Below are 22212 nucleotides of genomic sequence, written 5' to 3'. Positions count from 1 at the left end.
ACGTGCGCTGGAGTCTCCCGGGTTTTTGTCCCGCCGTGGAACGGTCGTGCTTCGGTGCCGGCCGCATGCACCTCTCGGACCAGACCCGGCCTGGTGGCCGACGGAACCCTAGGCGCGCCCCACACATGCGTGTGAGTCCACGTCAGGAAAGACCGTCCGCATTACGTGACGTCGCGCCGTGTGTTAACGCTGCGTTTCCTCTAGCGCTGGACAGGAATTCGGTGCCGTGCCAACAATGGTCTCAGGCGCGGCGAGTTCACCGCGCCCCGGACGAGGTGCGTCGTACCCGGTCTGCGACAAGACGGCGCGATGAGGAGAACTCATGTCCGATCGACTTGATCCGTCGCTACCCAACGCCGAAGGTGCGTGGGCCCAACAGGCCGAGGCCAGGCTCGGCGACCGTCGCCTCCGCGAGGAGATCGACCGAGGTCTCAGTTACGGACTCGAAGCCGCACCGACCATCAACGACCGCACCATCTCGACGTTCGTCCGCGGCGAGAAGCCCCACTTCGCCGGCGAGCGAGGCACATTCCTGAAGTGCCCGTTCGTCGAGGATGTCAACGAGGTCGACGACGCCGAGGTCGCGATCTTCGGCGTCCCACTCGACGCCGGCGCCACCTACCGGCCGGGAACCCGGTTCGGACCGCAGGGAATCCGCCGCTCCACCAACCTGTTCGGCACCTACAACTACGAATCAGGGGTCGATCTGCGTGAGCAGCTGAACATGGTCGACATCGGCGACGTGTTCACCATCCCCGGCAACCTGGAGAAGTCGTTCGACCAGATCAGTCAGGCGATGGCGCACGTCGCGCAGCGCGGGGTGATGCCGGTGGTGCTCGGCGGCGACCATTCGATCGGCTTCCCCACCATCCGCGGGCTCGCCCCGTACATGGACGGCAACATCGGCATCATCCATTTCGACCGCCACGTCGACACCCAGGAGACCGACCTCGACGAGCGGATGCACACCACGCCGTGGTTCCACGCCACCAACATCCGCAACGCTCCCGCAACCAACCTGGTCCAGATCGGGATCGGCGGCTGGCAGAGTCCACGCGAAGGGGTGAAGGTGGGCCGGGACCGCAAATCGACCGTCATCACCGTCGGCGATGTGGAACGGGTCGGCGTGGAGAAAATCGCGGAAATAGCGCTCGAGGTCGCGTGGAAGGACGCCAAGGCGGTGTATCTGTCGTTCGACATCGACGTCATCGACGCCGGGTTCGTGCCCGGCACCGGCTGGCCCGAGCCCGGTGGGCTACTGCCCCGGGAGGCGCTGAACCTGGTGAAGATGGTCTCCGAGCCCGGTCTGGCCGGTATCGAGGTCGTCGAGTGCTCACCGCCCTACGACTGGGCCGAACAGACCGCGCTGATGAGCTCGCGGGTCATCCTCGACAGCCTCGCCGCCCAGGTCCGGTCCGGCAAGCTCGGCCGCAAGGCCGCCAAGGCCGATCGGCCCGCCTGGGGCCCGTAACTAGACTCGCTGGCCATGGGCGTGCAGCAGCAAGAGGCCGCGCGGACGGCCATCCGGGTGGGCCTGGCCCAGATCCGCAGCGGAACCGATCCGACTGCCAACCTCGGCCTGGTCGAGGAGTACGCCACGCGAGCCTCCGAGGCCGGCGCCGCACTGGTGTTGTTTCCCGAAGCCACCATGTGCCGATTCGGGGTGCCACTGAATCGGGTCGCCGAACCGTTCGACGGGCCGTGGGCCTCGGCGGTCCGGGAGATCGCCGCCCGCGCGGGCATCGTGGTGGTGGCGGGGATGTTCGTGCCGTCCGGGGATGGGGTGCGGGTCACCAACACGCTGATCGCGACGGGCCCCGGCGTCGAGGCCAGGTACGACAAGATCCACCTCTACGACGCGTTCGGTTTCACCGAGTCCAGAACCGTCGCGCCGGGCCGTGAACCGGTGGTCATCACCGTCGACGGGGTGCGGATCGGTCTCACGCTGTGTTACGACATCCGCTTCCCCGAGCTCTACGTCGAACTGGCCGAACGCGGGGCCGAGATCCTCACCGCGCACGCGTCGTGGGGAACCGGTCCGGGCAAACTCGACCAGTGGACGCTGCTGGCCCGCGCCCGCGCCATCGACACCAACAGTGTGGTCGCCGCGGTGGGCCAGGCCTATCCCGGCGACGAGATCGCCGCGCTCGGACCGACCGGGGTGGGCGGCAGTGTGGTGACCTCGGCGCTCGGCGAAGTGCTGGCCTCGGCGGATGCGGACCCGCAGCTGCTGATCTGTGATGTCGACCTGGAGAGGATCCGCAAAGCCCGTGAGACGGTCGCGGTGTTGCGCAACCGCTCAGGTTTCGCTCATCGCGGTAGGGCACAATCGCTGGCGTGACTGATCCCTGGGCCCGTCCGCCGCAACAGCCCGGCCCGCCGCCGCAGTTTCCGCCGGGCCAACCCCCCGGCCAGGTGCCGGGTGCGGCACCTGCCACACCGCAGGGAGGTTCCTCGTTGCCGGCGAAACTGAAGAACCTGTTCAGCGATCCGCTCTCGATCGTGCTGGTCGTCGTGATCGTGCTGGCGCTGGTCTTCGCCGGACTGCTCGGCGGGGAGCTCTACGCCCGCAACCGGGCCGACACCGTCGTTGCGGGAACCGTGGAGTGCGTCGTCCAGGACGACGCCACCGCCTCGTTCGGCGTGCTGCCGCCGTTCCTCCTGCAGCACGTGTCGGGCCACTACACCAACATCCGCATCGAGACCGCCGGCAACCAGATCCGCGACGCCAAAGGTATGAAGGTCAACCTGGACATCAACGATGTGCGCCTGGAGGACACCCCGACCGGAGCCGGCACCATCGGTTCGCTGGTCGCCAACATCACCTGGAGCACCGAAGGCATCAAGCAGACCATCCAGGGGGCCATCCCGCTCGTCGGAAGCTTCGTGACCGGGGTGACGACCAACCCGAACGACGGCACCATCGAACTCGAGGGTGCCCTCGGCAGCATCACGGCTCGCCCGACGGTCGCTGACGGTGGTATCGCATTGCAGGTGCAACGGGTCACCGGCCTCGGCTTCACCCTGCCCCGCGAGGCCGTGCAGCCCGCTTTGGACGCGTTCACCTCACAACTGACCCAGGACTACCCGATGGACATCCGCGCCGATTCCGTCGAGGTCACCGATTCCGGTGTGGTGAGCCAATTCTCGACCCGCAACGCGTCGATCCCGAAGCAGACCGACGACCCCTGCTTCGCCGGGCTGTAAGGGGTCAGTCGATCTGCAGCTCCCCCATCGGTGACCACCCGTCGGCGGAGATGTCGGCATGCACGATACGTGGTGTCGCCCGCAGGGCTGGTCGCATCGCAGCCAGTCCTGCGGCGAAATGGTCCGAGGACACATGTGCCACACCCGCCCGCTGATCCCGGAATGCCTCCACCAGAACGTATTCCGACGGATTGTCCAAACTGCGTGACCAGTCGAACCAGAGGTTGCCATCCTCGGCACGCGTCGCGGCGGTGAATTCCTCCGTGATCGCCGGCCAGGACTCTCGGAAATCCTCGGACACCTCGAATTTCACCACAATGAAGATCACCGCGGGTCGCTCCTTCTAGTAGATGTTCGAGGGGCGGACCATACCTTCGGCCAAGTCACCGAAGCCGGGTGCCATGATCGCACCGGGGTTGCCCACGACCTGCTCGACGATCGCCGTCTCGGTCGTGATCAGCAGCGCGGCAATTGATGCCGCACTCTCCAACGCGGCCCGGGTCACCTTCAGCGGATCGATCACGCCCTCGTCGAACATGTCCCCGTACTCTCCTGAGAGCGCGTTGAATCCGTGCCCCAACGGCAGATCCTCGACGATCTGCACCACATCGTCTCCCTCGAATCCCGCATTGTGCGCGATCCAGTGCAGCGGCTCGGCCAGCGCCCGGCGCACGACCTGCACACCGATCGCTTCGTCGCCGGGCAGCGTCACCGCGGCCAGGCAGCGATGCGCCTGCGCCAACGCGGTACCTCCGCCGGAGACCACCCCCGCCTCCACCGCGGCTCTGGTCGCGGCCAGTGCGTCCTCGACCCGCAGCATCCGCTCCTTGAGCTCGACGCTGGTGGCACCGCCGACCCGGATCACCGCGACCCGGCCCGTCAGCCGCGCGATCCGCAGGTCAAGGCTGTCGCGGTCGGCGTCAATTCGGGCCCGCTCCCGTTGCGCCTCGAGCTGCCCGATCCGCGCCGCCACCCGCGGGGCGTCACCGTGAGCGCCCACGATGGTCGTGCTGTCCTCGGTGACGGTGATCCGGTCGCACGACCCCAGATGGCCCGCCGTCACCTCACCCAGCTCCAGGCCGGTGTCCTTGGCGATCACATGCCCGCCCAGCGCAACGGCAAGATCTTCCAGTTCGGCGACCCTACGGTGCCCGAACCCCGGCGCTCGAACCACAACCGACCGCATCGTGTGGTGCATATTGCCGCCGACGAGCAGCTGCAGCGCGGGACCGTCGACGTCCTCGGCGAGCACCATCAGTGGACGATCGGCGCGTTTGGCTGCTTCGATCGTCGGCATGATCTCCTGCACCGCGGTGATCTTGTTGTTGGTCAGCAGTACCAGCGGATTGTCCAGAACCGCTTCCATCCGATCCGGGTTGGTGACCATATAGGCCGAGGTGTAGCCGTGGTCGAACTCGATACCGTCGACAATGTCCACGCTCAGGCCCAGGCAATCGCTCTCCTCGGTGGTGATGACGCCGGCCTCGCCGACCCGCTCGACCGCCGAGGCGACGACCTCACCGATCGCATCGTCGTCGCTGGCCGCCAGCGTCGCGATACGCAGCAGATCATCTCGGCCGCCCACCGCTACTGCGTGTTCGGTCAGCGACCACAGCACCAGCGGGACGGTCTTCTCGATGCCGCGCCGCACCCGCATCGGGTTGGCTCCCGCGTCGACTGCGCGCATCCCTTCGCGCACCATCGCCTGGGCGAGCACCGTCGCGGTGGTGGTGCCGTCCCCGACCAGCCCGTTGGTACGCATCGCCACCTCCTTGACCAGCTGGGCTCCCATGTTCGCGAACGGATCGCCCAGCTGGATCTCCCTGGCGATGGTGACGCCGTCGTTGGTGATGGTGGGCGGACCGGTGAGCTTCTCCAGTACTGCGTTTCGGCCCTTCGGCCCGAGCGTCACCTTGACGGCGTCGGCGAGTGCGTTGACCCCACTCTCCAATCGGGTCCGCGCATCGCTGTTGTACCGCAGCTCCTTTGCCATGGTGTGTGTCCTTCCTTGTCGTCGAGGTCAGCGCTCAGGGCACCAGAATGGCGCGGCCACGAACTCGGCCGGCATCGAGATCGTCTATGGCGGTTTGGAATTCGTCGAGTGGATACTTGTGAGTGTGCAGAGTGACCTTGCCCTGGGCGGCCAACGCCATCAGGTCCTGTAGATCGTTGTACGAGCCGACGAGGTTGCCGATGAGGTTGATCTCGGTGCTGATGATGTCGATGGTTGGTATGTCGATGTTCTCGCCGTAACCGACGACGTAGTAGTTACCGGCCCGGCGCAGCATCGCGACGCCTTCACGGGTCGCGCCGCCCTCGCCGACGAAATCCAGGACGGCTTCGGCGCCGTGTCCGCCGGTGAGCTCCAAGATCTGCTCGACATGGTGGCCGTCGGCGACGATCCCATCGTCGGCGCCGATGTCCTCGGCCAGGGCCACTGCAGCGGGATTTCGATCGACGACGACCACCCTGGTTCCCGAGATGGCTTTGAGCACTTGGATTCCGATATGTCCCAGTCCCCCCGCCCCGATCACCACACAGGTGTCGCGGGGTCCGGTGGCACGGGCCACCTTGGCCGCGGCGTGATAGGCCGTCAGCCCCGCGTCGGCCAGGGCCGCGACGTCGGCGGGCTCCAGCGAATCATCGATCTTCACCACGCTGCGAGCCGTGGTCCGCAGGTACTCCGCGTAACCGCCGTTGGTGTCGATGCCCGGGAACTGGCTGCTTTCGCAGTGCACATCGTCACCCGAGCGACAGGCGCGGCACAATCCGCAGGTGATCAACGGATGCAGGATCACTTTGTCCCCCACCGCGACATTGGTCACCGCAGCACCCACGGCGTGCACCCAACCGGCGTTCTCGTGGCCGATGGTGTAGGGCAGGTTCACCCCGGACTTCTGCTCCCACTGGCCTTCGAGAATGTGCAGATCGGTGCGACACACCCCCGCCCCACCGATACGGACGATGACGTCCAGCGGTCCCTCCACGACCGGTTCGGCGATCTCCTGCAGCTGCAACTTGGTGTGGTACCCGACCACCTGGACCGCCCTCATGGCAGCTCCTTCGTTCTGTTGTCGACGATCTTGGGCATGACTGTGGCGCCGTCCTCGTAGCGGGTGGCCAGCAAGCCGCGGCAGAAATGTGTGTTGCCCTCCATGGAGATCCGCACCGACCGCGCGAACCGCAGCCGCATCGGGACCTGCTCGGGGGGTAGTGCCTGCCCGTCGTCGCCGACCACGACGCGACTGTTCGGGCAGATGCTGAGACCGAGCGCGAATCGCCGTCGCAGCAGTGCCGACTTGTCGCGGCCCGCGGGCAGATCGTGCAGGGTGATCCGATGAATATCCCCTTCGGCCAGCCGATCCCGATTCATCAGCCGAGTGACACAACGCTCCATTGCGGCCGAATGGGCTTTGCGTGCAAACGTGCGTCGCAACTCGTCGAGGCTGTCCTGGGCTTCGACGCCGAAGGTGCCGACGTAGCCGGCGCCCGCCGCCAGGCCGGCGTTGATCTTGTGGCTGTCGTGGTGGTCGTCGAGCAGGACCCTGACCTCGCCGGCGTCCTCGACCACCTGCAGCGCATCGAGCGCGTCGGAGGCCATCAGATAGGCGAAGTTGGGCGAGCAGAACGCCGTCGGCAACCGCAGGTGCACTTCGACACCGGTGTCGTCGAGCGTGACCGACCGCACGAAGCCCAGATCGGTGATCGGCTCGTCGAGTTCCGGATCGGTGATTGTCGACAATGCTGCCAGCACGTCGTCGATGACGCCGGTCCGCGCCATCATGGCCGTCACAGCGGCACCGCCTCTTTGGCACCTGCGGCGACCTCGACCTGGTCCTGTCCGGGCGTGGGGAGCTGCAGTTCGGCGGGCACCGGCAGGTCGTAGAGCGCCGCGGCGTTCAGCCCGAGGATCTTGCGCTTCTGGTCGGTGGTGATGGGTGCATACTCGGTCATGTCCTGCGGGATCTGGAAGTCGACGAACTTCTCGATCAGCCACTTCGGGGTCCACAGCGCGTAATCGCTGGCGAACAGGATCTTGTCCTCGCCGATCCAGTACAGCAGCTCGCCGATCACCTGGGCGAAGTACCGCGGCCGGGAGTGGATGAACGGAATCGCGACCGCCAGACCGCCGTAGACGTTGGACTCCTGCGTCGCGATCCAGCAGAAGTCCTCGAGCCGGGGTAGCCCGCAGTGCTCGACGATGAAGTTCAGCTCGAGGTAGTCGGTGGCCACCTTGTCGATGTCGGCGACGTCGAAAGCGTCCCGGTCCAGCGGCCGGATAGTCGGCCCCTTGTGCACGTGGACGTTCTTGATGCCCAGCTCGATGCATTCTTCGAGGTAGCGTCGCGACCATGGGTCGTCGAGCTTGTAACCGCGTGAATCTCCGTGCCATTCGGCGGTGTAGAGCTTGACACCTTTGAGGTTCATCCGATCGGTGTCGCGGCGCAGCTGTTCCAGACCCGACTCGCCGTAACGCGGATCGTAGGCGTGGTTATAGGTGAGCCGATCCGGGTGCCGTTGCGCCAGCCCGAACGCCTCCTCGGTCTGACCGAAGTTGTTGACGTAGAAGTCACTGAGCAGTGTGGCCTGGAAGATGGCGTGGTCGACGTAGCCGTCGACGAACAGGTCACGCATCAACCGCTCGCCGCCGTAGTAGGTGTAGGTGTCGTAGTCCCACACCTCGGACTCAGGGCTCAGATTGCGGTGATAGTCGTAAAAGCAGTCGATGAACTGCCTGCCGTGGATGTTCTTGTGATTGCTGGAACGGCCGTCCCAGATGTGGACGTGACCGTCGACGATGAAGTACGAATCGCCGTCTTTCTCATACATTCGGGCTCTCCTGATCTCGTGTGGGCTCTCGCTGCGGTCACGGGACGATGACCCCGGACAGCAGTGCGTTCATGGCTACCGGGCGGTGAGGTCGAACCCGATGTACTCGGCAGCATCCTCGGGGCTGGCGAACAGCAAGGTCCTGTCATCGAGGTGGACCATCCGGCCGTAGTGGGTTGAGCTGATCTCCTCGAAGATCGCCCCGTCGAACTCCTCGCCGAGCGCCTCGGTGAGTTCGGCGTAGTCGAATTCGATCAACCTGATGCCGTCGACGCGGATCATCGAGGGGTATTCGGTGAGTTCCACGCCTTTCTTGCTCCCCATGACATCGGCCACCACCCGCCCAACCGGGGTATTCATCAGCGTGACGCCGCACTTGTTGGAGAACTCGGTCGTCGACCCGAACTGCATGGTCATTTGGTGTGCTCCTTCTTCTCGGATGCGGTGTCGCTCTCGGATGCGGTGTCGTACTCCAGCCCGATCGAGTGGAGCAGGGAGGAGAACTTCCCTTCGGCTGCACTCAGGCTGCCGGCGAAGGTGACAGCCTTCTCCGCGGGCTGCGACCACAGCGGCTGCAGCGAGCGCGCGGCCGCCAGACAGCGCGGCACCCAGGTGTCCAGCCATTGGGTGAACAACGCCGTGTTGGCGTCGCCGTACTGCTCGTCGCGGGTGAGGATCCGGAACAGGTTGCGGGTGTAGGCGACGTCGCGGTCGTAGTCGTGTTCACCGGTGCCGACGATGGTGGGCGTGATGTAGTCGCCATTACGAGCGGCGATCTGCATCACCAGCTCGCTGCGGAACAGGGACCCGACGAGCTGCTCGAAGACGATGTTGGTGGCGAACAACAGCTGACACCAGTCCCCGACCGCGGTCAGCTGTTCGACGACCTCGCGGGTCGGTTGCCAGTCCGGCGCTGACTGCCAGACCTGTTTGTGTGCTTGTCCGTCGAATCCCCCGTCCTCCCCCACCTCTTCGGAGAGGTCGAGGTTGAACAGCGCCAGGTCCTGGGCGAACCTCAGCTTGTGGGCGGCGTTGACCGCGACCGCGGTGTTGATCATGTTGGTGGGACCCGACCGCTGAATGGACGTGAACACGTGCAGAGCCAGGCCGTTCTCGGCATGCATCCATGCGCCGAGGTTGTTGGCCAGGAACCGCAACCAGGCCGAGTTCCAGCCGTCGTAGGCGCGGGCACGCTTGGCGTTCTTCAGACACAGCTCGACCTGGCGCACCACGGCTGAATTATTGCGATAGATGGTCTGGTCCCATTCCTCGTTGGGATCCAGAAAGGCGTGCCAGTCCGACGATTTCGCGTCCGTCCACTCCTGCGGATAGCCGCCCGGCCCGTCGCCGAATCCGTAGATCCAGCCCTGGGACAGATGTCGTTCCGGATCGGGCTGCACATCGACGGTGACGTCTTCGTACATCGTCGCGCGCATCTTGGCCGGCTTGTAGTACGAGTACGTGCGGCTGCGCGAACTCGGGAACTCCAGCGCACCCGCCTCCGAGTCGGTGAATTCGATCTTGGGGAAACTGCGTGGTTTTGGCGCGGTTGGGGCGGACATGAGTGACCTTTCAGTCGAATGCAGGGCTGGTGAACTTGTCGTAGAAAATCTGGTCTTTGGGTACGGCCTGGGATTCGAGCAGTGCCAGGGCGGCATCGACCATGGGCGGCGGGCCACACAGGTAGATCTCGGATCTGGCTATCGCAGGTTCGTTGGCCGCGACCACATCGGTGACATTGCCGGATTCGACCCGCAGATGGCCGGGAAGCTCGCCGTCGATCTCCTCCGACAAGCAGGCGATGAACTCGAAATCATTGAGCCCCTTGCCGATTTGTGTGATCTCGTCCAGATAGAACAGGTCGGCTGCGGTGCGCGCACCGTAATAGAACCGCACCGGGCGAGGGCAGGACGTCTCGCCCATGTGCCGCAGCAGCGACAGGATGGGCGCCATCCCGGCTCCCCCGCCAACGCACACCACCGGCAGCACATGGCCGTCTTTGAGTGTGAACGAACCATACGGACCGGTCAGGCTGATCTCATCGCCGGCGGCGAGCCCGCCGTCCAACAGGCTTGCGAACTTGCCTCCCGGATACTTCTTGATGAGAAATTCCATTCGGCTGGAATCTGCTCCGGTGGTGGCCATCGAGAAAGAGCGGTGTTCGTCGCTCCCCGGGATGTGGATGTCGGCGTACTGACCCGGCTTGAAATCGAACGCTGCCGGTGCGACCGCCTCAAGGTGCAACGAGACGATGTCCCGAGTCATCGGGACCAGGGCGGTGATACGGGTGCGCACGTCCTGGATGGGGATGCCGCCGAGGAGTTCGTCCTCGTCGAAGTTCAACAGCTCGACCGTGCAGTCGCCGTATGCATGCGATTTGCACAGCAGCACATACCCTTCCTCCACCTCGGCGTCGTTACAGGCGAACGTGGAGTAGTCAGCCATCTGGATGTCGCCCTCGAGGACATAGGATTTGCAGGCCGAACAGCGGCCCTCCCGGCAGCCGTGCATGAGGTGGACGCCCTGACGGAACGCTGCATCGAGGATGTTCTCGTCCTCGGATACCTGGATCTCGATGCCGACGGGTTCGAAGTTGATGCGGTGTGAATCAGCCATGTCTGTCTCCTGCAATGTCGGTGGGCGGCGCGGTTGGGGATACACGCGCCGCCCACCGCCGTTGTTCTCAGGCGGGGACGCCGCCGGCCCGGTAGTCGGCGAGGTGGGCCTCGCGTTCGGCGTCCGACATCTGGTTCAGCAGAACGTTGGGGCTGTTGAACACGTTGCCGCGGATGTTGTCGAGGGTCCACATCTTGGTCGGGTCCAGATCCAGATGCGGCTGCGGGATCAGGGTCTTGCCGTCATCGCGGACGTAGCCCAGGTCCGCGACGATGTCGGCGAGGTCCTTACCGTGGTGCAGCGTCTCCCACTCCCGGAAACCGGTCAGCCGGCCCATGTTCGGGGTTGGACGGCCCTCGTACTCGCCACGGAAGGCCACCGCGTCGGTCCAGTGGCAGGTTTCCGAACAGTAGGTGCGCCACTGCCCGTCGACCTTGTCGACGACCATGTCCTGGCGCACCAGCGCCGGCACCATGCACGTCCAGCACCGGTGCGGATACTGGTAACCGACCTCCTCGAACGCAATCGGCTTGTTGCGCCCCGGATAGGCCAGCCGGTTGTAGTCCTCCCACCAGCGACCGAACTTGTTGTACCAGCCGGGGTACTTCTCTTCGAACCACTCGAAGTCCTTGTCGGTCATGGCGTCGATGCGCCAATAGTTGACCGGCCAGCCGGTGGCGAAGAAGCGGGCAACCTCGTGCACATAGTGCTTGTCGACGATACGTTTCCACGCCTCCTCAACCAGGTCGTGCGGGATGGTCAGCCCGTACTTCTCCAGCGGCAGAAGGTAACTGCGGTAATAGTCGTCGTAGATCCAGCGCCGCCACATTTCGGCGTAGCTCTCGCGGTCCTTGCGGCGGTCCTTGGTTCCGTACTCGATGAAGGTGCCGATGGCGGCGTCGACCACGCAGTGGTTGTTCCACCACGCATAGCGCAGATCGCGCTCCAGCAGCGGACGGTTGCGCTCATCGGCCAGCGCCATCAGCAGGATCGAGTAACCGTTGGAGATGTGGCGGGACTCGTCGGACTGCACCGAGTGGAACACCGTCGGCAGCAGATAGTCGCCGTTGGCGGCGGCCTCATCCGGCATCGCGACGAAAAGTGTGTTCGTGAAGGCGGTCTCGGCGACGACGGTGAGGTAGATATTGGCTGCGGTGATCGCGTCTCCGGTGATGAAGCCCTCACCGAACTGCCTGCCGATGGTGCCCGCGTAGTTGTTCGCGAACGCCTTCTCGGTGATGTCGAAACCGGCGGGGTCGATGTAGTTGTTCATATAGAGCTTCTTGAGGTTCATCTGGATCGTCGAATGCCGGACCTCGTCGATCATCTGGACCGCCAACCCGTTGTGGATCTCCGGATTCGGTACGGCGTCGATGGCCATCGGCATCGCGCGGGCCGCCGAGATCTCCGGGAAGGGGATGATCGACAGGAACAGCTTCTGCCACTCCAGCCAGCGCTGCTGGACCTGACGGAACATGTTGCCGCGGATGGCGCCGTCCATGGCGCCGTAGACGCGGTTGTCCTTCTCCTCCTCCATCGGGAAGTACGACCGCATGATCTGCTTGAGCGGATCCTTCTTCGGAGCCTTCTCGAACGTGTAGTCGGTTCCGAAACGGGTGGCCGGCGTGGCGAATGTCGGTTCCCACGACAACTCGGTGATCTTCGCGTGAGCCTTCGTCAGGCTTTGCCTACTCAAAGTGCGCCTCCTGGCTGCGGGCCGGTCTGACGCCGGCGTCGAGGACGGTGGGATGTGCGTGATGCGGTGGAGCGCCTCCGATACAACCGGGCGAGCTGACTCATAGACGTCTCACTATGAGACGTGGATCACACTCATCGAGCCGTCCGCTCCGCTGCGCCGGAAATCTCAAAATGAGACGCCGCGCTGCGCGGACACGCCTAGGCTCCCCCCAGCAGCCCATACCGACCGAGGTAGCGCCCAACCATGGTCAACGATGCCCACGCCGCCGATGCGCAACGGGCGAGGGAGCAGTTCCTCACCGCCGGCGCTCTGTTCACCGACGCCGTCGCCCCTGGTGTGCTCAACTCCTGGCGCCGCTCACGCGACCTGCAGGTTCATCCGGATCGCGTCGACCTGCCGTACGTCCGTGAACCCGACTCCGACACTCCCCTGACCCACGCCGCGGCCCCGGTGCTGCGCCGGATTGCCGACGACCTGTCCGCCCAGTCCGTCAGCGTGATCCTCACCTCGGCCGACGGTCTGGTTCTCGACCGGATCGCCGCCGATCCCCGGATCGGGCGCACCCTCGATGAGGTCCGGCTGGCCCGCGGATACAGCTACGCCGAGCGTTTCGCCGGGACCAACGGGATCGGCACCACGCTGGAGACAGGCGCCCCGGCCTTCATCCGCGGCAGCGAGCACTATGTCGGGACCTTGGGCCGGCTGGCATGTGCCGGCTCGCCGGTCCGTGATCCGATCACCCGCAGGATCCTCGGCGTGGTCGACCTGACGTGCTGGGCCGATCACGCCGACCCACTGCTGTTCGTGCTCGCCAAGAGTGCGGGCAGCCAGATCGAGGACCGTCTGCTCACGATGCGCAACGAGACCGAGACCCTGCTGCTCGACGCCTACCTGACCCACAGCAGGCGTTATCCCGCCGGTGTGTTGGCGATCGGCGGCGATGTCGTGCTGATGAACCCGCATCTACGGCAGGGTCTGGACTCGGCCGACCAGGCGGCGCTACTGGACCGGGCCTCGGAGATGGCGCGCACCGCGTCGCGCAGAACCTGCGTCGACGCCCTACCCAGCGGGATCACGGTGAAGATCTCGGCCGCCGAAGTCGTCACCGCACCAGGCAGCGTCGTATTCCACGTTGCGATGCACACCGGTGAAGCCTCACACCGGCCGGCCGGAGCGCCCTCGATACCACGCCTGGGCGGGCGCAGCAGTTCGTGGCGACGCAGCTGTGCGCAGGTCCAACGGTGCTACCGGGACCGAGACTGGGTGGTCATCGAAGGTGAAAGTGGTTCTGGCAGGTCACGACTCGGTCAGGCGGTGGCACAGTTCGTCACCCCCGAACGCACCGTGCGGATCTTGCGGCCGGCTGACTTTTCCACCGGCGACCAGTTCGTCTGCGAGTTCGACGCCGAGACCGATTGCCCGGACTTCGCGGTCATCCTCGCCGATGTCGATGAACTGCCCGACGATATTCTCGAACCGCTGACGTCGAGCCTGCAGGCGTGCGCCGGGCGCGGCTGGGTGGCGGCGACAATGAACTCCGACCGGCATTCCGCACTGGTGGACATGCTGTTGTTGCCGTTCTTCACCCACACCGTCACCGTGCCCGCACTGCGACACCGCATCGAAGACCTCGACGACCTGGTGCCGTTGCTGCTGGCAGAGCTGACCCGCGGCGCGGAGGTCCGGATGGACGCCGAGGCGATGCGCCAGCTGGCCAAGCTGCCGTGGCCGGGCAACGTTGCGCAGCTGCGCGCGGTGCTCGCCGACACCGTCACCCGACAACGATCCGGCGTCATCGGCGTGGACAAACTTCCCGCCACCTGCAGGTCGCTGACCCGGCGCAGGCTCAGTCAGCTCGAGGCCCTCGAGCGCGACGCCATCGTCCGCAGCCTGGCCGAGAACAGCGGAAGCAAGGCTGATGCGGCAGAGGCACTGGGGATGTCGCGGGCGACGATCTACCGCAAGATCAAGGATTTCGGCATCACCTGACGCTCAGTCGAGCCCGTCGAGCACCGCCCGGGTGCCGGACAGGCCGAGCCGGGTGGCGCCCGCGTCGAGCATCGCAACCGCATCGTCCGCGGTGCGGATCCCGCCGCTGGCCTTGACGCCCAACCGTGCGCCGACCGCGTCGGCCATCAGCTCGACGGCACGCACCGAGGCGCCGCCGCTGGGATGAAAACCGGTGGACGTCTTCACGAAATCGGCGCCCGCGTCCTCGGCGGCACGGCAGACGTCGACCAGCAGCGGCTCGCCGCGCAGCTGCAGGATCGCGGCCGACTCGACGATCACCTTGAGCACGGCCCCCGGCACCGCCTCGCGCACCGCCGCGACGTCGGCCCGCACGGCGCCGAGCTGGCCCCCGATCGCGGCACCGAGGTCGATGACCATGTCGATCTCGCCGGCCCCGGACTCCACGGCCAACCGGGCCTCACCGGCCTTGACCTCCGAAACATGCTTACCGGACGGGAATCCGACCACCGAGGCCACGGTCACGTGGGGCGCCAGCAGTCGCACCGCCCCGACGAACGTCGGCGACACACAGATCGCGAAGGCGCCGAGTTCGGCCGCCTCGGTGACCGTCGCCTCGATGTCGGCCTCAGTGGCCTCGGGTTTGAGCAGGGTGTGGTCGACGAGAGCCGCCACCTGAGCGCGGGAATAGGAGCCCATCAGAAGGGTTCTTCGGTACCGCCCGGATTGCACCTGGTGGCCATCATCTCGTCGGGGCCGACCTCAGGGCGCCAGGGTTCCAGATTCCAGCTCGTCTTGCCGGGCTGGGCGAACTCGGCGAAGTTCCAGTGGCACATGAACTGTTCCCGCATCCCCGGGATCGCGGCGTCCGGCGAGAGCGCCAGCACCTCGACCCACGCGGCCTCGGCCAGCGGCTGGGTGCCGGCGTGCCCAGAGATGCGACGCGCCGACGCAGTCGGGTACACCCGCAGACTCGACAGGTCTCCCCATTTGGCCCACACCGCCCGCTCGATGTACGGCGGCGCCGGCGATACCGGGGTCGCCTGCGCGGCCGGAACCGGGACAAGCGCAGGAGCCAGCACGCCCGCTGCCAGCACGGCGGCGGTCAGCAGTGCGCGCATCAGCGCGACTTTCCCTGGATCTCCAGGATCTTGGGACGCACGTCGACCAGATACACGCCCGCGGCGACCGCGGCGATCGCCACGCCCATGATGCCGAGCACCAACGCCAGCAGCACGCCGACGCCGAGGATGACGAGCCATACCGGCTTGGTCAGCTTGTCGGCCGCGGTGAAGGCATCGGGACGCTGCATCGCGGCGTGCACGAAGGCATACACCGATGCCACCAGGACGGCGATCTGCAACGCAAAGAGGACGTAACCCACCAGGCCTTGGAGCTCCACGCTCAACAGCCTATGCGGGTTACGTCCCCTTTTCGACTTCCGCCGCTCATCGGCGGTGGTGTCGGGTGCCTACTTCTGGGTGACCTTCTTGGCGGGGGCCTTCTTCGCCGGAGCCTTCTTGGCCGGAACGCTTGCGGTCGACTTCGCCGGGGCCTTCTTCGCCGGGGCCTTCTTGGCGGCCTTCTTGACCGGCTCGGCCGCCGACTCGCTCTTCTTCGGCAGTTCGACGCCCACCAGTTTGGCGGCCCGCTCGCCGACCGCGCGGGTCTGCGACGCGACGTTGCCCAGCGCCTCCTGGGTCAGCTCGACCGCCTGGTCGGTGTACTCCTCGACCCGGTTGGCCGCCTCCTCCAGTGCGGGCTGGCTGCGCAGGCGCTCCAGCGCGGCCTCGCCGCGCTCGATGAGCTTGGTGTAGGTCGACTGCGCGGCCTCGGCGTAGCCCTCGGCGAACTTGCGCAGTTCCTCGGAGGTGAGCCGATCGCGGATGTCGCCGAACTGCGCGGGCAGGTCTTCCTGCAGCTTCGCGACGCGGGCGCGGCTCTCCTCGACCCGGGATTCGGCGTCGGTGCGGGCTTCGCCGGCCCGCTCGCGCAGGGTGGCGACGATCTCGTTGACGCGTTCCAGCGCCAGGTCGGCGGCACCGACCGCGGCGAGCAGCGGGGCCTTCAGGTCGTCGATGTCGAGCTGGTTCTTGGTGGTGTCAGCCATGGCTGTGTCCTTCCTTTGCAAGGTTGAGTTCTGTGATTGATTGCGGAGTCTCGGGGATCTCTAGAGGGCGCTTGTGGTGTTCAGTCGTGGGCTCCTCGTCTGCGTCGTTGACACTGTCCCCCCGCACATAGCCCACTGAATCCGGGCCCACTGAGTCCGGGCCCACTGAGTCCGGGCCCACTGAATCCGGGGCCGCCGAGTCTGCTTCGGCGAGGGCCACCTCGTTCTGCTGACAGAACGAGGTGTAGATGTCGAGCAGCACCTGCTTCTGCCGCTCGTTGATCGCCGTGTCGGTGACGATGGCGTCGCGAACCTGGTTCGTCTCACTCGGCTCCAGGATTCCGGCTCTGATGTAGAGCACCTCGGCGGAAACCCGCAGTGCTTTGGCGATCTGGCTGAGCACATCTGCCGACGGTTTCCGCAGACCCCGCTCGATCTGGCTGAGATAGGGGTTGGACACTCCCGCTTTCTCGGCGAGCTGCCGCACCGAGACCTGGGCCGCTTCGCGCTGCGACCGGATGAACGAGCCGATGTCCTGCGCAGCGTTGGACACGACCGCGGCAAGATTTTCGTCCTGCGACATTCGTGACCTCCTCGTGCGTGGGTGACCGTTACCGACAAATCCCACGGTACGACTGGGTGCTAACTTTTGCAAGCACCCGTTAGCGCAGGTCAGAACAGTAGATGGGCTATCGAATAGATGACCAGCCCGGCCAGCGAACCCACCACTGTGCCGTTGATGCGGATGAACTGCAGGTCACGGCCCACATGGAGTTCGATCCGGCGACTCGCTTCGGCGGCGTCCCACCGCTCGATGGTGTCGGTGATGATCGTTGTGATCTCCGCCCCATACTCGCCGACCAGATGCTGGGCCCCGCGCACGATCCAGTTGTCGGCCTTGTCGCGCAGGTCGGCGTCGTCGCGCAGCGACTCCCCGATGCGGACCACGCTGTCGGCGATCCTGGTGCGCAGCGAGGACGACGGATCGTCGACCGATTCCAGGATGATGCGCTTGGCGGCCGTCCACGCGGTCTCGGCCGCCCGGGCGACCTCGTCCCGGCCCATCAGCTGTTCCTTGACGTTCTCCGCCTTCTGGATCGTGGCCTCGTCGTTCTGGAGGTCGTCGGCGAACTCGAACAGGAACTTGGTGGCCGAACGACGCAGTTCGTGATCGGGGTCGCGACGCACCTTGTCGGTGAAGTCCATCAGCTCGCGATGAATGCGGTCACCGACCAGATGGTCCACCCACCGCGGTGACCAGGTCGGCGAGTCGCGCTCGATGACGCGCTCGATGACCTCGCCGGCGTTCAGCGACCATTGGAACGCGCGATCGGCCAGCAGCTGCAGCAGAGCCTCCTGGCGACCCTCCACCAGGAGCGTGGACAGCACCCGTCCCACCGGCGGCCCCCATTGCGGCTCGGCGATGCGCTTGATGATCATCCGGTCCAGCACCTGCTGCACGTCCTCGTCGCGCAACATCTCCACCAGCACCCGCAGCACCGTCGCCGTCTCGGCGGCGACCCGCTCGGCATGGCCACGGTCACACAGCCACTTGCCCACCCGACCGGAGACGTCGGCGTCGCGCAGCTTGGTCTCCACGTTGGCCGGCGACAGGAAGTTCTCCCGGACGAAGGCCCCCAGGCCTTCGCCGAGCTGATCCTTCTTGCGCTTGATGATCGCGGTGTGCGGGATCGGGATGCCCAACGGATGTTTGAACAACGCGGTGACCGCGAACCAATCGGCGAGCGCACCGACCATGCCGGCCTCGGCGGCCGCCCGCACATAACCCACCCAGGGCGGCACAGCGCCGCGGGACTGCGCCCACGTACAGACCAGAAAGATGACGGTGGCACCGAGCAGGAAGCTCAGCGCGACCAGCTTCATCCGCCTCAGCGAGCGCCTGCGGTCCTCGTCGGCAACCGTATCCGCGCCGGCGATCGTCTCGGCGAAACTCGGTCGCTCTCCGCCGTGTCGGCCGGAGGGGGCGTCTACTCGGTGAGCCACCTGTCCATCATCCCCCGCTGGGACGACTGCCAGCGCTTGGCCACCGTATTATCGACAGGGACATAGGGAACGGATCACCGCGAACGTGGCACAACACTCCCCGCCGGTGGCGGCCAAGACCGACGGACGGAAACGGCGCTGGCACCGGCATAAGGTCGAACGCCGAAACGAGCTGGTCGACGGCACCCTCGAGGCCATCCGCCGGCTCGGCAGCAACGTCAGCATGGATGAGATCGCCGCCGAGATCGGCGTCTCCAAGACCGTGCTCTACCGCTACTTCGTCGACAAGAACGATCTCACCACCGCGGTGATGATGCGCTTTGCGCAGACCACCCTGATCCCCAACATGGCCGCCGCCCTGTCGTCGAACCTGGACGGCTACGACCTGACCCGCGAGATCATCCGCGTCTACGTCGAGACCGTCGCGGCCGAACCCGAGCCGTACCGGTTCGTCATGGCCAACAACTCGGCCAGCAAGAGCAAGGCCGTCGCCGACTCCGAGCAGATCATCGCGCGCATGCTCGCGGTGATGCTGCGACGGCGGATGGTGACCGCCGGGATGGACACCGGGGGCGCCGAACCGTGGGCGTTCCACATCGTCGGCGGCGTCCAACTCGCCACCCACTCCTGGATGTCGAACCCCCGGATGTCCGCCGAGGAGCTCATCGACTACCTGACGATGCTGTCCTGGAGTGCGCTCTGCGGCATCGTCGAGGTGAACGGATCGCTGGCCAAATTCCGCGACAGCCCGCATCCTTCCCCGGCATTGCCCTCCCAGCTGCTTGACTAGCACGCATGAGCGAGCCTGACGACCTGCCGTCCCTGTGGACCCATGAACCGCACGTCGAGTTGATGTTCCGGCCGGGAGACAAGGTGGCCGACATCGATACCGACGCCACCCCGGGATTCCGAGGGGACAAGTCCGACGCCCCCACCCTTCAGGAAGAGCGCAATGTGCGCTTCGCCGAACTGCAGGAGATGCTCTACGCCAACAGCCGTTCCGGAGACACCCGCTCGGTTCTGCTGGTGCTGCAGGGAATGGACACCGCAGGCAAGGGCGGGATCGTCAAACATGTTGTGGGAAGCTGTAATCCGCAAGGCGTCCAGTACCGCAGCTTCGGTAAGCCGACCCAGGAGGAGTTGTCACACCACTACCTGTGGCGGATCCGCAAAGCGCTGCCGACCGCCGGTCACATCGGGGTCTTCGACCGCTCCCACTATGAGGACGTGCTGATCGTGCGCGTGCACAATCTGGTCCCGCCTGATGTCTGGGAACCGCGCTACGACGAGATCAACGCGTTCGAGCGCGAACTCGTCGACAGTGGAACGGCGCTGGTGAAGGTCGCGATGTTCGTCTCGCTGAAGGAGCAGAAGGCGCGGCTCGCCGAGCGACTCGAGCGACCGGACAAGTACTGGAAGTACAACCCCGGCGATATCGACGAGCGCCTGAAATGGCCTGCCTACCAGGAGGCGTACCAGGTGATGTTGGATCGGACCTCCACCGAATACGCGCCGTGGCACATCGTGCCGTGCAACCGGAAGTGGTACAGCCGGCTGGCCATCACCGAGCTGATGATCGAAGCGCTCAAGCGGCTCAACATGTCCTGGCCGCCACCGGACTTCGATGTCGAGGCGGAGAAGAAGCGGCTCGCGTCGGCTTAGCTCCAGACCGTCAGCCTTTGACGAGGGTGAACTGTCCGACGTTGGTGATGCCACGACGGAAGAAGTCCGCACAGCCGGTCAGGTAGTGCATGTAGCGCTCGTAGACCTCCTCGGAGGTGATCCTGATCGCCTCGTCGCGGTTGGCCGCGAGGTTGGCGGCCCACATGTCCAGCGTGCGCGCATAGTGCGGCCGCAGCAGGTGAGTGCGCTCCAGCGTGAAACCGGTATCGGCGGCCAGCTTTTCGATGTCCTCGACGGCCGGCAACTGCCCGCCGGGGAAGATCTCGGTGCCGATGAAGCGCATGAACTTCAGATCCGAGATCGTCAACTTGATGCCGTTGTCGCGGAAGAACTTCTGGGTGTGCGCCAATATCGTGTGCAACAGCATCCGGCCGTCGGCCGGCAGGATGTCATATGCGCGCTCGAAGAACAGCGGGTAACGCTCGGCCTTGAACGCCTCGAACGCTCCGATGGACACGATCCGGTCCACCGGTTCGTCGAACTCCTCCCAGCCCTGCAAACGCACCTCGGCGGTCCGCGCGGTGTCCAGGCTCGCCATCAACGCCTTGCTGTATTCGTACTGGTTGCGGCTCAACGTAATTCCGATGACGTTGACGTCATACTTCTCCACCGCGCGGCGTAGCGCGCCACCCCAGCCGCACCCGACGTCGAGTAGCGTCATCCCCGGTTCAAGGTTCAGCTTGCCCAAGGCGAGGTCGAACTTGGCGATCTGCGCCTCGTCGAGCGACATGTCGTCGCGCTCGAAGTACGAGCACGTGTAGCCCATCGTCGACCCGAGGAAAAGCGCGAAGAACTCGTTGGACACGTCGTAGATCGACTGCGATTCCTCGTAGTACGGCGACAGATCGGACACGGCGTTCGACATCGGCTCGGCACCCCTTGCGGTTCTGCGCCGACCGAGAGCGCAGCAGACACCGGGGTGGGCCGCACACGTGCCCTACCGCAGTCCCGGCTGCCTTCTGAACCGGCGCGTCAATATTCCGCTACGCAGGGTAGCCAAGATCTCGGCTCGGCGCATATACCCCCGCTGAGCTGTGCCGCGGCCGTATCGGTCAGCTATCAGTAGGTGTAGAAGCCGCTACCCGACTTCTTACCGAGCTGCCCGGCCTCGACCATGCGCAGCAGCAGCGGCGGCGGGGCGAAGTGCGGGTCCCGGTACTCGTCGTACATCGAATCGGCGATCAGTTTCATGGTGTCCAAGCCGATCAGGTCAGACAGTCGCAGCGGCCCCATCGGGTGCGAGAGTCCGGCCACCACCGCGGTGTCGATGTCCTCGACGGTGGCCACCCCGGCCTCAGCCATCCGGATGGCGGACAGCAGGTAGGGCACCAGCAGCGCGTTGACGATGAAGCCGGACCGATCGCCGCAGCGCACCACCTTCTTGCCCAGCACGTCGCCGGCGAACTGCTGCACCCGCGCGATGGCCGCGTCGGAGGTCACCAACGTGTTGATCAGCTCCACCAGCGGTAGCACCGGCACCGGGTTGAAGAAGTGCAGTCCGAGCACCCGGCTCGGATTCTTGGTCGCAGCCGCAATTTTCATGATCGGGATGCTGGAGGTGTTCGAGGCCAACACGGCGTCGGGATCGGTGATGATCTCGTCGAGCGCAGCGAACAGCTTGCCCTTGACCGTCTCGTCCTCGACGATCGCCTCGATGACCAGTTGCCGGTCGGCAAGGTCGGAGAGGTCGGAGGTGAAGGTCAGGCGGGCGAGAGTCACCTCGAAGTCGTCGGCGGCCAGCTTGCCCTTGGCCTTCGCACGCTCCAACGACGCCGTGATGCGGTCGCGGCCGGCATTGGCGAGCTCTTCGCTGGGCTCGTAGACGACGACGTTCGCGCCTGCCCTGGCCGAGACCTCGGCGATCCCAGAGCCCATCTGCCCTGCGCCGACCACCCCTACACGTTCAATGCTCATCTGCCCTCTGTCCTGTTCACGTGCTGTCCTGTTCACGTGCTGTCCTGTTCACGTGCGGGCGCTCTCCCCGCATCCCGGGTAACCGCGCTTGCTGTGTGCCGCGGAGCACTTCTGCACCGACATGCGTCAGACCCCGCCCAAGATTTCTGGGCGGGGTCTGCGCTGTCAAGTTCCGTGCGGA

22 protein-coding genes, 1 pseudogene and 2 riboswitches are annotated in these 22212 nt (G+C 65.6%); of the genes and pseudogenes, 6 read left to right on the top strand and 17 right to left on the bottom strand.

All coding sequences use genetic code 11. The annotated features are described in order from the left end of the window. Positions 1-12: 12 nt before the first annotated feature. Positions 13-123, bottom strand: a riboswitch (guanidine-I (ykkC/yxkD leader). Between the two features lie 122 nt (positions 124-245). Next, a riboswitch (guanidine-III (ykkC-III) riboswitch) is annotated at positions 246-311 on the top strand. 11 nt (positions 312-322) lie between these two features. From ACNUDN_RS03455 to ACNUDN_RS03445, 3 genes are read left to right on the top strand one after another with little or no spacing between them, the layout of a single operon-like run. Continuing rightward, positions 323-1471: an agmatinase family protein gene (locus ACNUDN_RS03455; protein WP_419120643.1), complete on the top strand. Its 1149-nt coding sequence runs from the start codon at positions 323-325 to the stop codon at positions 1469-1471. A gap of 51 nt (positions 1472-1522) precedes the next feature. Next, complete coding sequence (locus ACNUDN_RS03450; RefSeq protein WP_419125000.1) at positions 1523-2341, top strand: carbon-nitrogen hydrolase family protein; 819 nt, start codon at positions 1523-1525, stop codon at positions 2339-2341. Continuing rightward, entirely contained in the window at positions 2338-3207 is an 870-nt protein-coding gene (locus tag ACNUDN_RS03445; RefSeq protein ID WP_419120642.1) for an LmeA family phospholipid-binding protein, read from the top strand. The genes ACNUDN_RS03450 and ACNUDN_RS03445 overlap by 4 nt, the downstream gene beginning before the upstream one ends. Before the next feature lie 4 nt (positions 3208-3211). Here the strand turns inward: ACNUDN_RS03445 and ACNUDN_RS03440 are convergent, their stop codons facing one another. From ACNUDN_RS03440 to ACNUDN_RS03400, 9 genes are all read right to left on the bottom strand, one after another. Further along, positions 3212-3535, bottom strand: coding sequence for a putative quinol monooxygenase (locus ACNUDN_RS03440; RefSeq protein WP_419120641.1), 324 nt, complete (start codon positions 3533-3535; stop codon positions 3212-3214). Between the two features lie 15 nt (positions 3536-3550). Next, the gene (groL, locus tag ACNUDN_RS03435; protein WP_419120640.1) at positions 3551-5200 is read right to left on the bottom strand and encodes a chaperonin GroEL; all 1650 of its coding nucleotides are present in this window, start codon (positions 5198-5200) and stop codon (positions 3551-3553) included. 34 nt (positions 5201-5234) lie between these two features. After that, positions 5235-6260, bottom strand: coding sequence for an NAD(P)-dependent alcohol dehydrogenase (locus ACNUDN_RS03430; protein WP_419120639.1), 1026 nt, complete (start codon positions 6258-6260; stop codon positions 5235-5237). Continuing rightward, positions 6257-6991, bottom strand: coding sequence for an iron-sulfur cluster assembly protein (locus tag ACNUDN_RS03425; RefSeq protein ID WP_419124999.1), 735 nt, complete (start codon positions 6989-6991; stop codon positions 6257-6259). The genes ACNUDN_RS03430 and ACNUDN_RS03425 overlap by 4 nt, the downstream gene beginning before the upstream one ends. Positions 6992-6996: 5 nt before the next feature. After that, on the bottom strand, positions 6997-8037 hold the full coding sequence (locus ACNUDN_RS03420; RefSeq protein WP_419120638.1) for an amidohydrolase family protein: 1041 nt from the start codon (positions 8035-8037) through the stop codon (positions 6997-6999). Positions 8038-8112: 75 nt separating this feature from the next. After that, complete coding sequence (gene mimD, locus ACNUDN_RS03415; protein ID WP_419120637.1) at positions 8113-8454, bottom strand: propane 2-monooxygenase effector subunit MimD; 342 nt, start codon at positions 8452-8454, stop codon at positions 8113-8115. Then, positions 8451-9599 (bottom strand): aromatic/alkene monooxygenase hydroxylase subunit beta, encoded by a 1149-nt coding sequence (locus ACNUDN_RS03410; protein ID WP_419120636.1) that lies wholly within the window; start codon positions 9597-9599, stop codon positions 8451-8453. The genes mimD and ACNUDN_RS03410 overlap by 4 nt, the downstream gene beginning before the upstream one ends. 10 nt (positions 9600-9609) lie before the next feature. Next, positions 9610-10653, bottom strand: a complete 1044-nt coding sequence (locus ACNUDN_RS03405; RefSeq protein WP_419120635.1) for a 2Fe-2S iron-sulfur cluster-binding protein — start codon at positions 10651-10653, stop codon at positions 9610-9612. Between the two features lie 67 nt (positions 10654-10720). Continuing rightward, positions 10721-12349 carry an aromatic/alkene/methane monooxygenase hydroxylase/oxygenase subunit alpha gene (locus ACNUDN_RS03400; protein ID WP_419120634.1) on the bottom strand — a complete coding sequence of 543 codons (1629 nt, stop codon included), beginning with the start codon at positions 12347-12349 and terminating at the stop codon, positions 10721-10723. A gap of 246 nt (positions 12350-12595) precedes the next feature. Between ACNUDN_RS03400 and ACNUDN_RS03395 the strand changes: the two genes are divergently transcribed. After that, on the top strand, positions 12596-14341 hold the full coding sequence (locus tag ACNUDN_RS03395; protein ID WP_419120633.1) for a sigma-54-dependent Fis family transcriptional regulator: 1746 nt from the start codon (positions 12596-12598) through the stop codon (positions 14339-14341). 3 nt (positions 14342-14344) lie between these two features. Here ACNUDN_RS03395 and deoC read toward each other — a convergent pair whose 3' ends face one another. The 6 genes and pseudogenes from deoC to ACNUDN_RS03365 form a co-directional block, all read right to left on the bottom strand. Continuing rightward, the gene (gene deoC, locus ACNUDN_RS03390) at positions 14345-15019 is read right to left on the bottom strand and encodes a deoxyribose-phosphate aldolase (RefSeq protein ID WP_419120632.1); all 675 of its coding nucleotides are present in this window, start codon (positions 15017-15019) and stop codon (positions 14345-14347) included. Continuing rightward, the gene (locus tag ACNUDN_RS03385; RefSeq protein WP_419120631.1) at positions 15019-15441 is read right to left on the bottom strand and encodes a DUF2599 domain-containing protein; all 423 of its coding nucleotides are present in this window, start codon (positions 15439-15441) and stop codon (positions 15019-15021) included. The genes deoC and ACNUDN_RS03385 overlap by 1 nt, the downstream gene beginning before the upstream one ends. After that, entirely contained in the window at positions 15441-15722 is a 282-nt protein-coding gene (locus tag ACNUDN_RS03380) for a DUF2516 family protein (protein WP_419120630.1), read from the bottom strand. The genes ACNUDN_RS03385 and ACNUDN_RS03380 overlap by 1 nt, the downstream gene beginning before the upstream one ends. Positions 15723-15791: 69 nt before the next feature. Further along, a complete protein-coding gene (locus ACNUDN_RS03375) occupies positions 15792-16430 on the bottom strand; it encodes a heparin-binding hemagglutinin (protein ID WP_419120629.1) in 639 nt (212 codons plus the stop codon). Positions 16431-16626: 196 nt separating this feature from the next. Beyond that, positions 16627-17013: pseudogene (locus ACNUDN_RS03370) on the bottom strand (helix-turn-helix domain-containing protein); the annotation flags it as partial. A gap of 89 nt (positions 17014-17102) precedes the next feature. Further along, positions 17103-18434, bottom strand: coding sequence for a DUF445 domain-containing protein (locus tag ACNUDN_RS03365; RefSeq protein WP_419120628.1), 1332 nt, complete (start codon positions 18432-18434; stop codon positions 17103-17105). Between the two features lie 85 nt (positions 18435-18519). Between ACNUDN_RS03365 and ACNUDN_RS03360 the strand changes: the two genes are divergently transcribed. Continuing rightward, positions 18520-19224 carry a TetR/AcrR family transcriptional regulator gene (locus ACNUDN_RS03360; protein WP_419120627.1) on the top strand — a complete coding sequence of 235 codons (705 nt, stop codon included), beginning with the start codon at positions 18520-18522 and terminating at the stop codon, positions 19222-19224. Positions 19225-19229: 5 nt separating this feature from the next. Next, positions 19230-20096: a polyphosphate kinase 2 family protein gene (locus ACNUDN_RS03355; protein ID WP_419120626.1), complete on the top strand. Its 867-nt coding sequence runs from the start codon at positions 19230-19232 to the stop codon at positions 20094-20096. A 10-nt stretch (positions 20097-20106) separates the two neighbouring features. On the opposite strand, the gene ACNUDN_RS03350 is transcribed toward ACNUDN_RS03355, so the two are convergent. Both ACNUDN_RS03350 and ACNUDN_RS03345 read right to left on the bottom strand, forming a co-directional pair. Beyond that, positions 20107-20982, bottom strand: a complete 876-nt coding sequence (locus tag ACNUDN_RS03350; RefSeq protein WP_419120625.1) for a cyclopropane mycolic acid synthase family methyltransferase — start codon at positions 20980-20982, stop codon at positions 20107-20109. A gap of 194 nt (positions 20983-21176) precedes the next feature. After that, entirely contained in the window at positions 21177-22031 is an 855-nt protein-coding gene (locus tag ACNUDN_RS03345; RefSeq protein WP_419120624.1) for a 3-hydroxybutyryl-CoA dehydrogenase, read from the bottom strand. Between the last annotated feature and the right edge of the window lie 181 nt (positions 22032-22212).

Origin of the sequence: Mycobacterium sp. smrl_JER01 (assembly GCF_048513595.2) — a bacterium.
Classification (GTDB): Bacteria; Actinomycetota; Actinomycetes; order Mycobacteriales; family Mycobacteriaceae; genus Mycobacterium.
The sequence above is the reverse complement of the archived record's forward strand: the minus strand, read 5'-3'. Positions and strand labels throughout refer to the sequence as shown.

Coding starts and splice junctions, on each gene's coding strand:
- ACNUDN_RS03455 (WP_419120643.1), top strand. CDS start 323: ATGTCCGATCGACTTGATCCGTCGCTACCCAACGCCGAAGGTGCGTGG.
- groL (WP_419120640.1), bottom strand. CDS start 5,200: ATGGCAAAGGAGCTGCGGTACAACAGCGATGCGCGGACCCGATTGGAG.
- ACNUDN_RS03430 (WP_419120639.1), bottom strand. CDS start 6,260: ATGAGGGCGGTCCAGGTGGTCGGGTACCACACCAAGTTGCAGCTGCAG.
- ACNUDN_RS03425 (WP_419124999.1), bottom strand. CDS start 6,991: ATGATGGCGCGGACCGGCGTCATCGACGACGTGCTGGCAGCATTGTCG.
- ACNUDN_RS03420 (WP_419120638.1), bottom strand. CDS start 8,037: ATGTATGAGAAAGACGGCGATTCGTACTTCATCGTCGACGGTCACGTC.
- mimD (WP_419120637.1), bottom strand. CDS start 8,454: ATGACCATGCAGTTCGGGTCGACGACCGAGTTCTCCAACAAGTGCGGC.
- ACNUDN_RS03410 (WP_419120636.1), bottom strand. CDS start 9,599: ATGTCCGCCCCAACCGCGCCAAAACCACGCAGTTTCCCCAAGATCGAA.
- ACNUDN_RS03405 (WP_419120635.1), bottom strand. CDS start 10,653: ATGGCTGATTCACACCGCATCAACTTCGAACCCGTCGGCATCGAGATC.
- ACNUDN_RS03395 (WP_419120633.1), top strand. CDS start 12,596: ATGGTCAACGATGCCCACGCCGCCGATGCGCAACGGGCGAGGGAGCAG.
- deoC (WP_419120632.1), bottom strand. CDS start 15,019: ATGGGCTCCTATTCCCGCGCTCAGGTGGCGGCTCTCGTCGACCACACC.
- ACNUDN_RS03385 (WP_419120631.1), bottom strand. CDS start 15,441: ATGCGCGCACTGCTGACCGCCGCCGTGCTGGCAGCGGGCGTGCTGGCT.
- ACNUDN_RS03375 (WP_419120629.1), bottom strand. CDS start 16,430: ATGGCTGACACCACCAAGAACCAGCTCGACATCGACGACCTGAAGGCC.
- ACNUDN_RS03355 (WP_419120626.1), top strand. CDS start 19,230: ATGAGCGAGCCTGACGACCTGCCGTCCCTGTGGACCCATGAACCGCAC.
- ACNUDN_RS03350 (WP_419120625.1), bottom strand. CDS start 20,982: ATGTCGAACGCCGTGTCCGATCTGTCGCCGTACTACGAGGAATCGCAG.
- ACNUDN_RS03345 (WP_419120624.1), bottom strand. CDS start 22,031: ATGAGCATTGAACGTGTAGGGGTGGTCGGCGCAGGGCAGATGGGCTCT.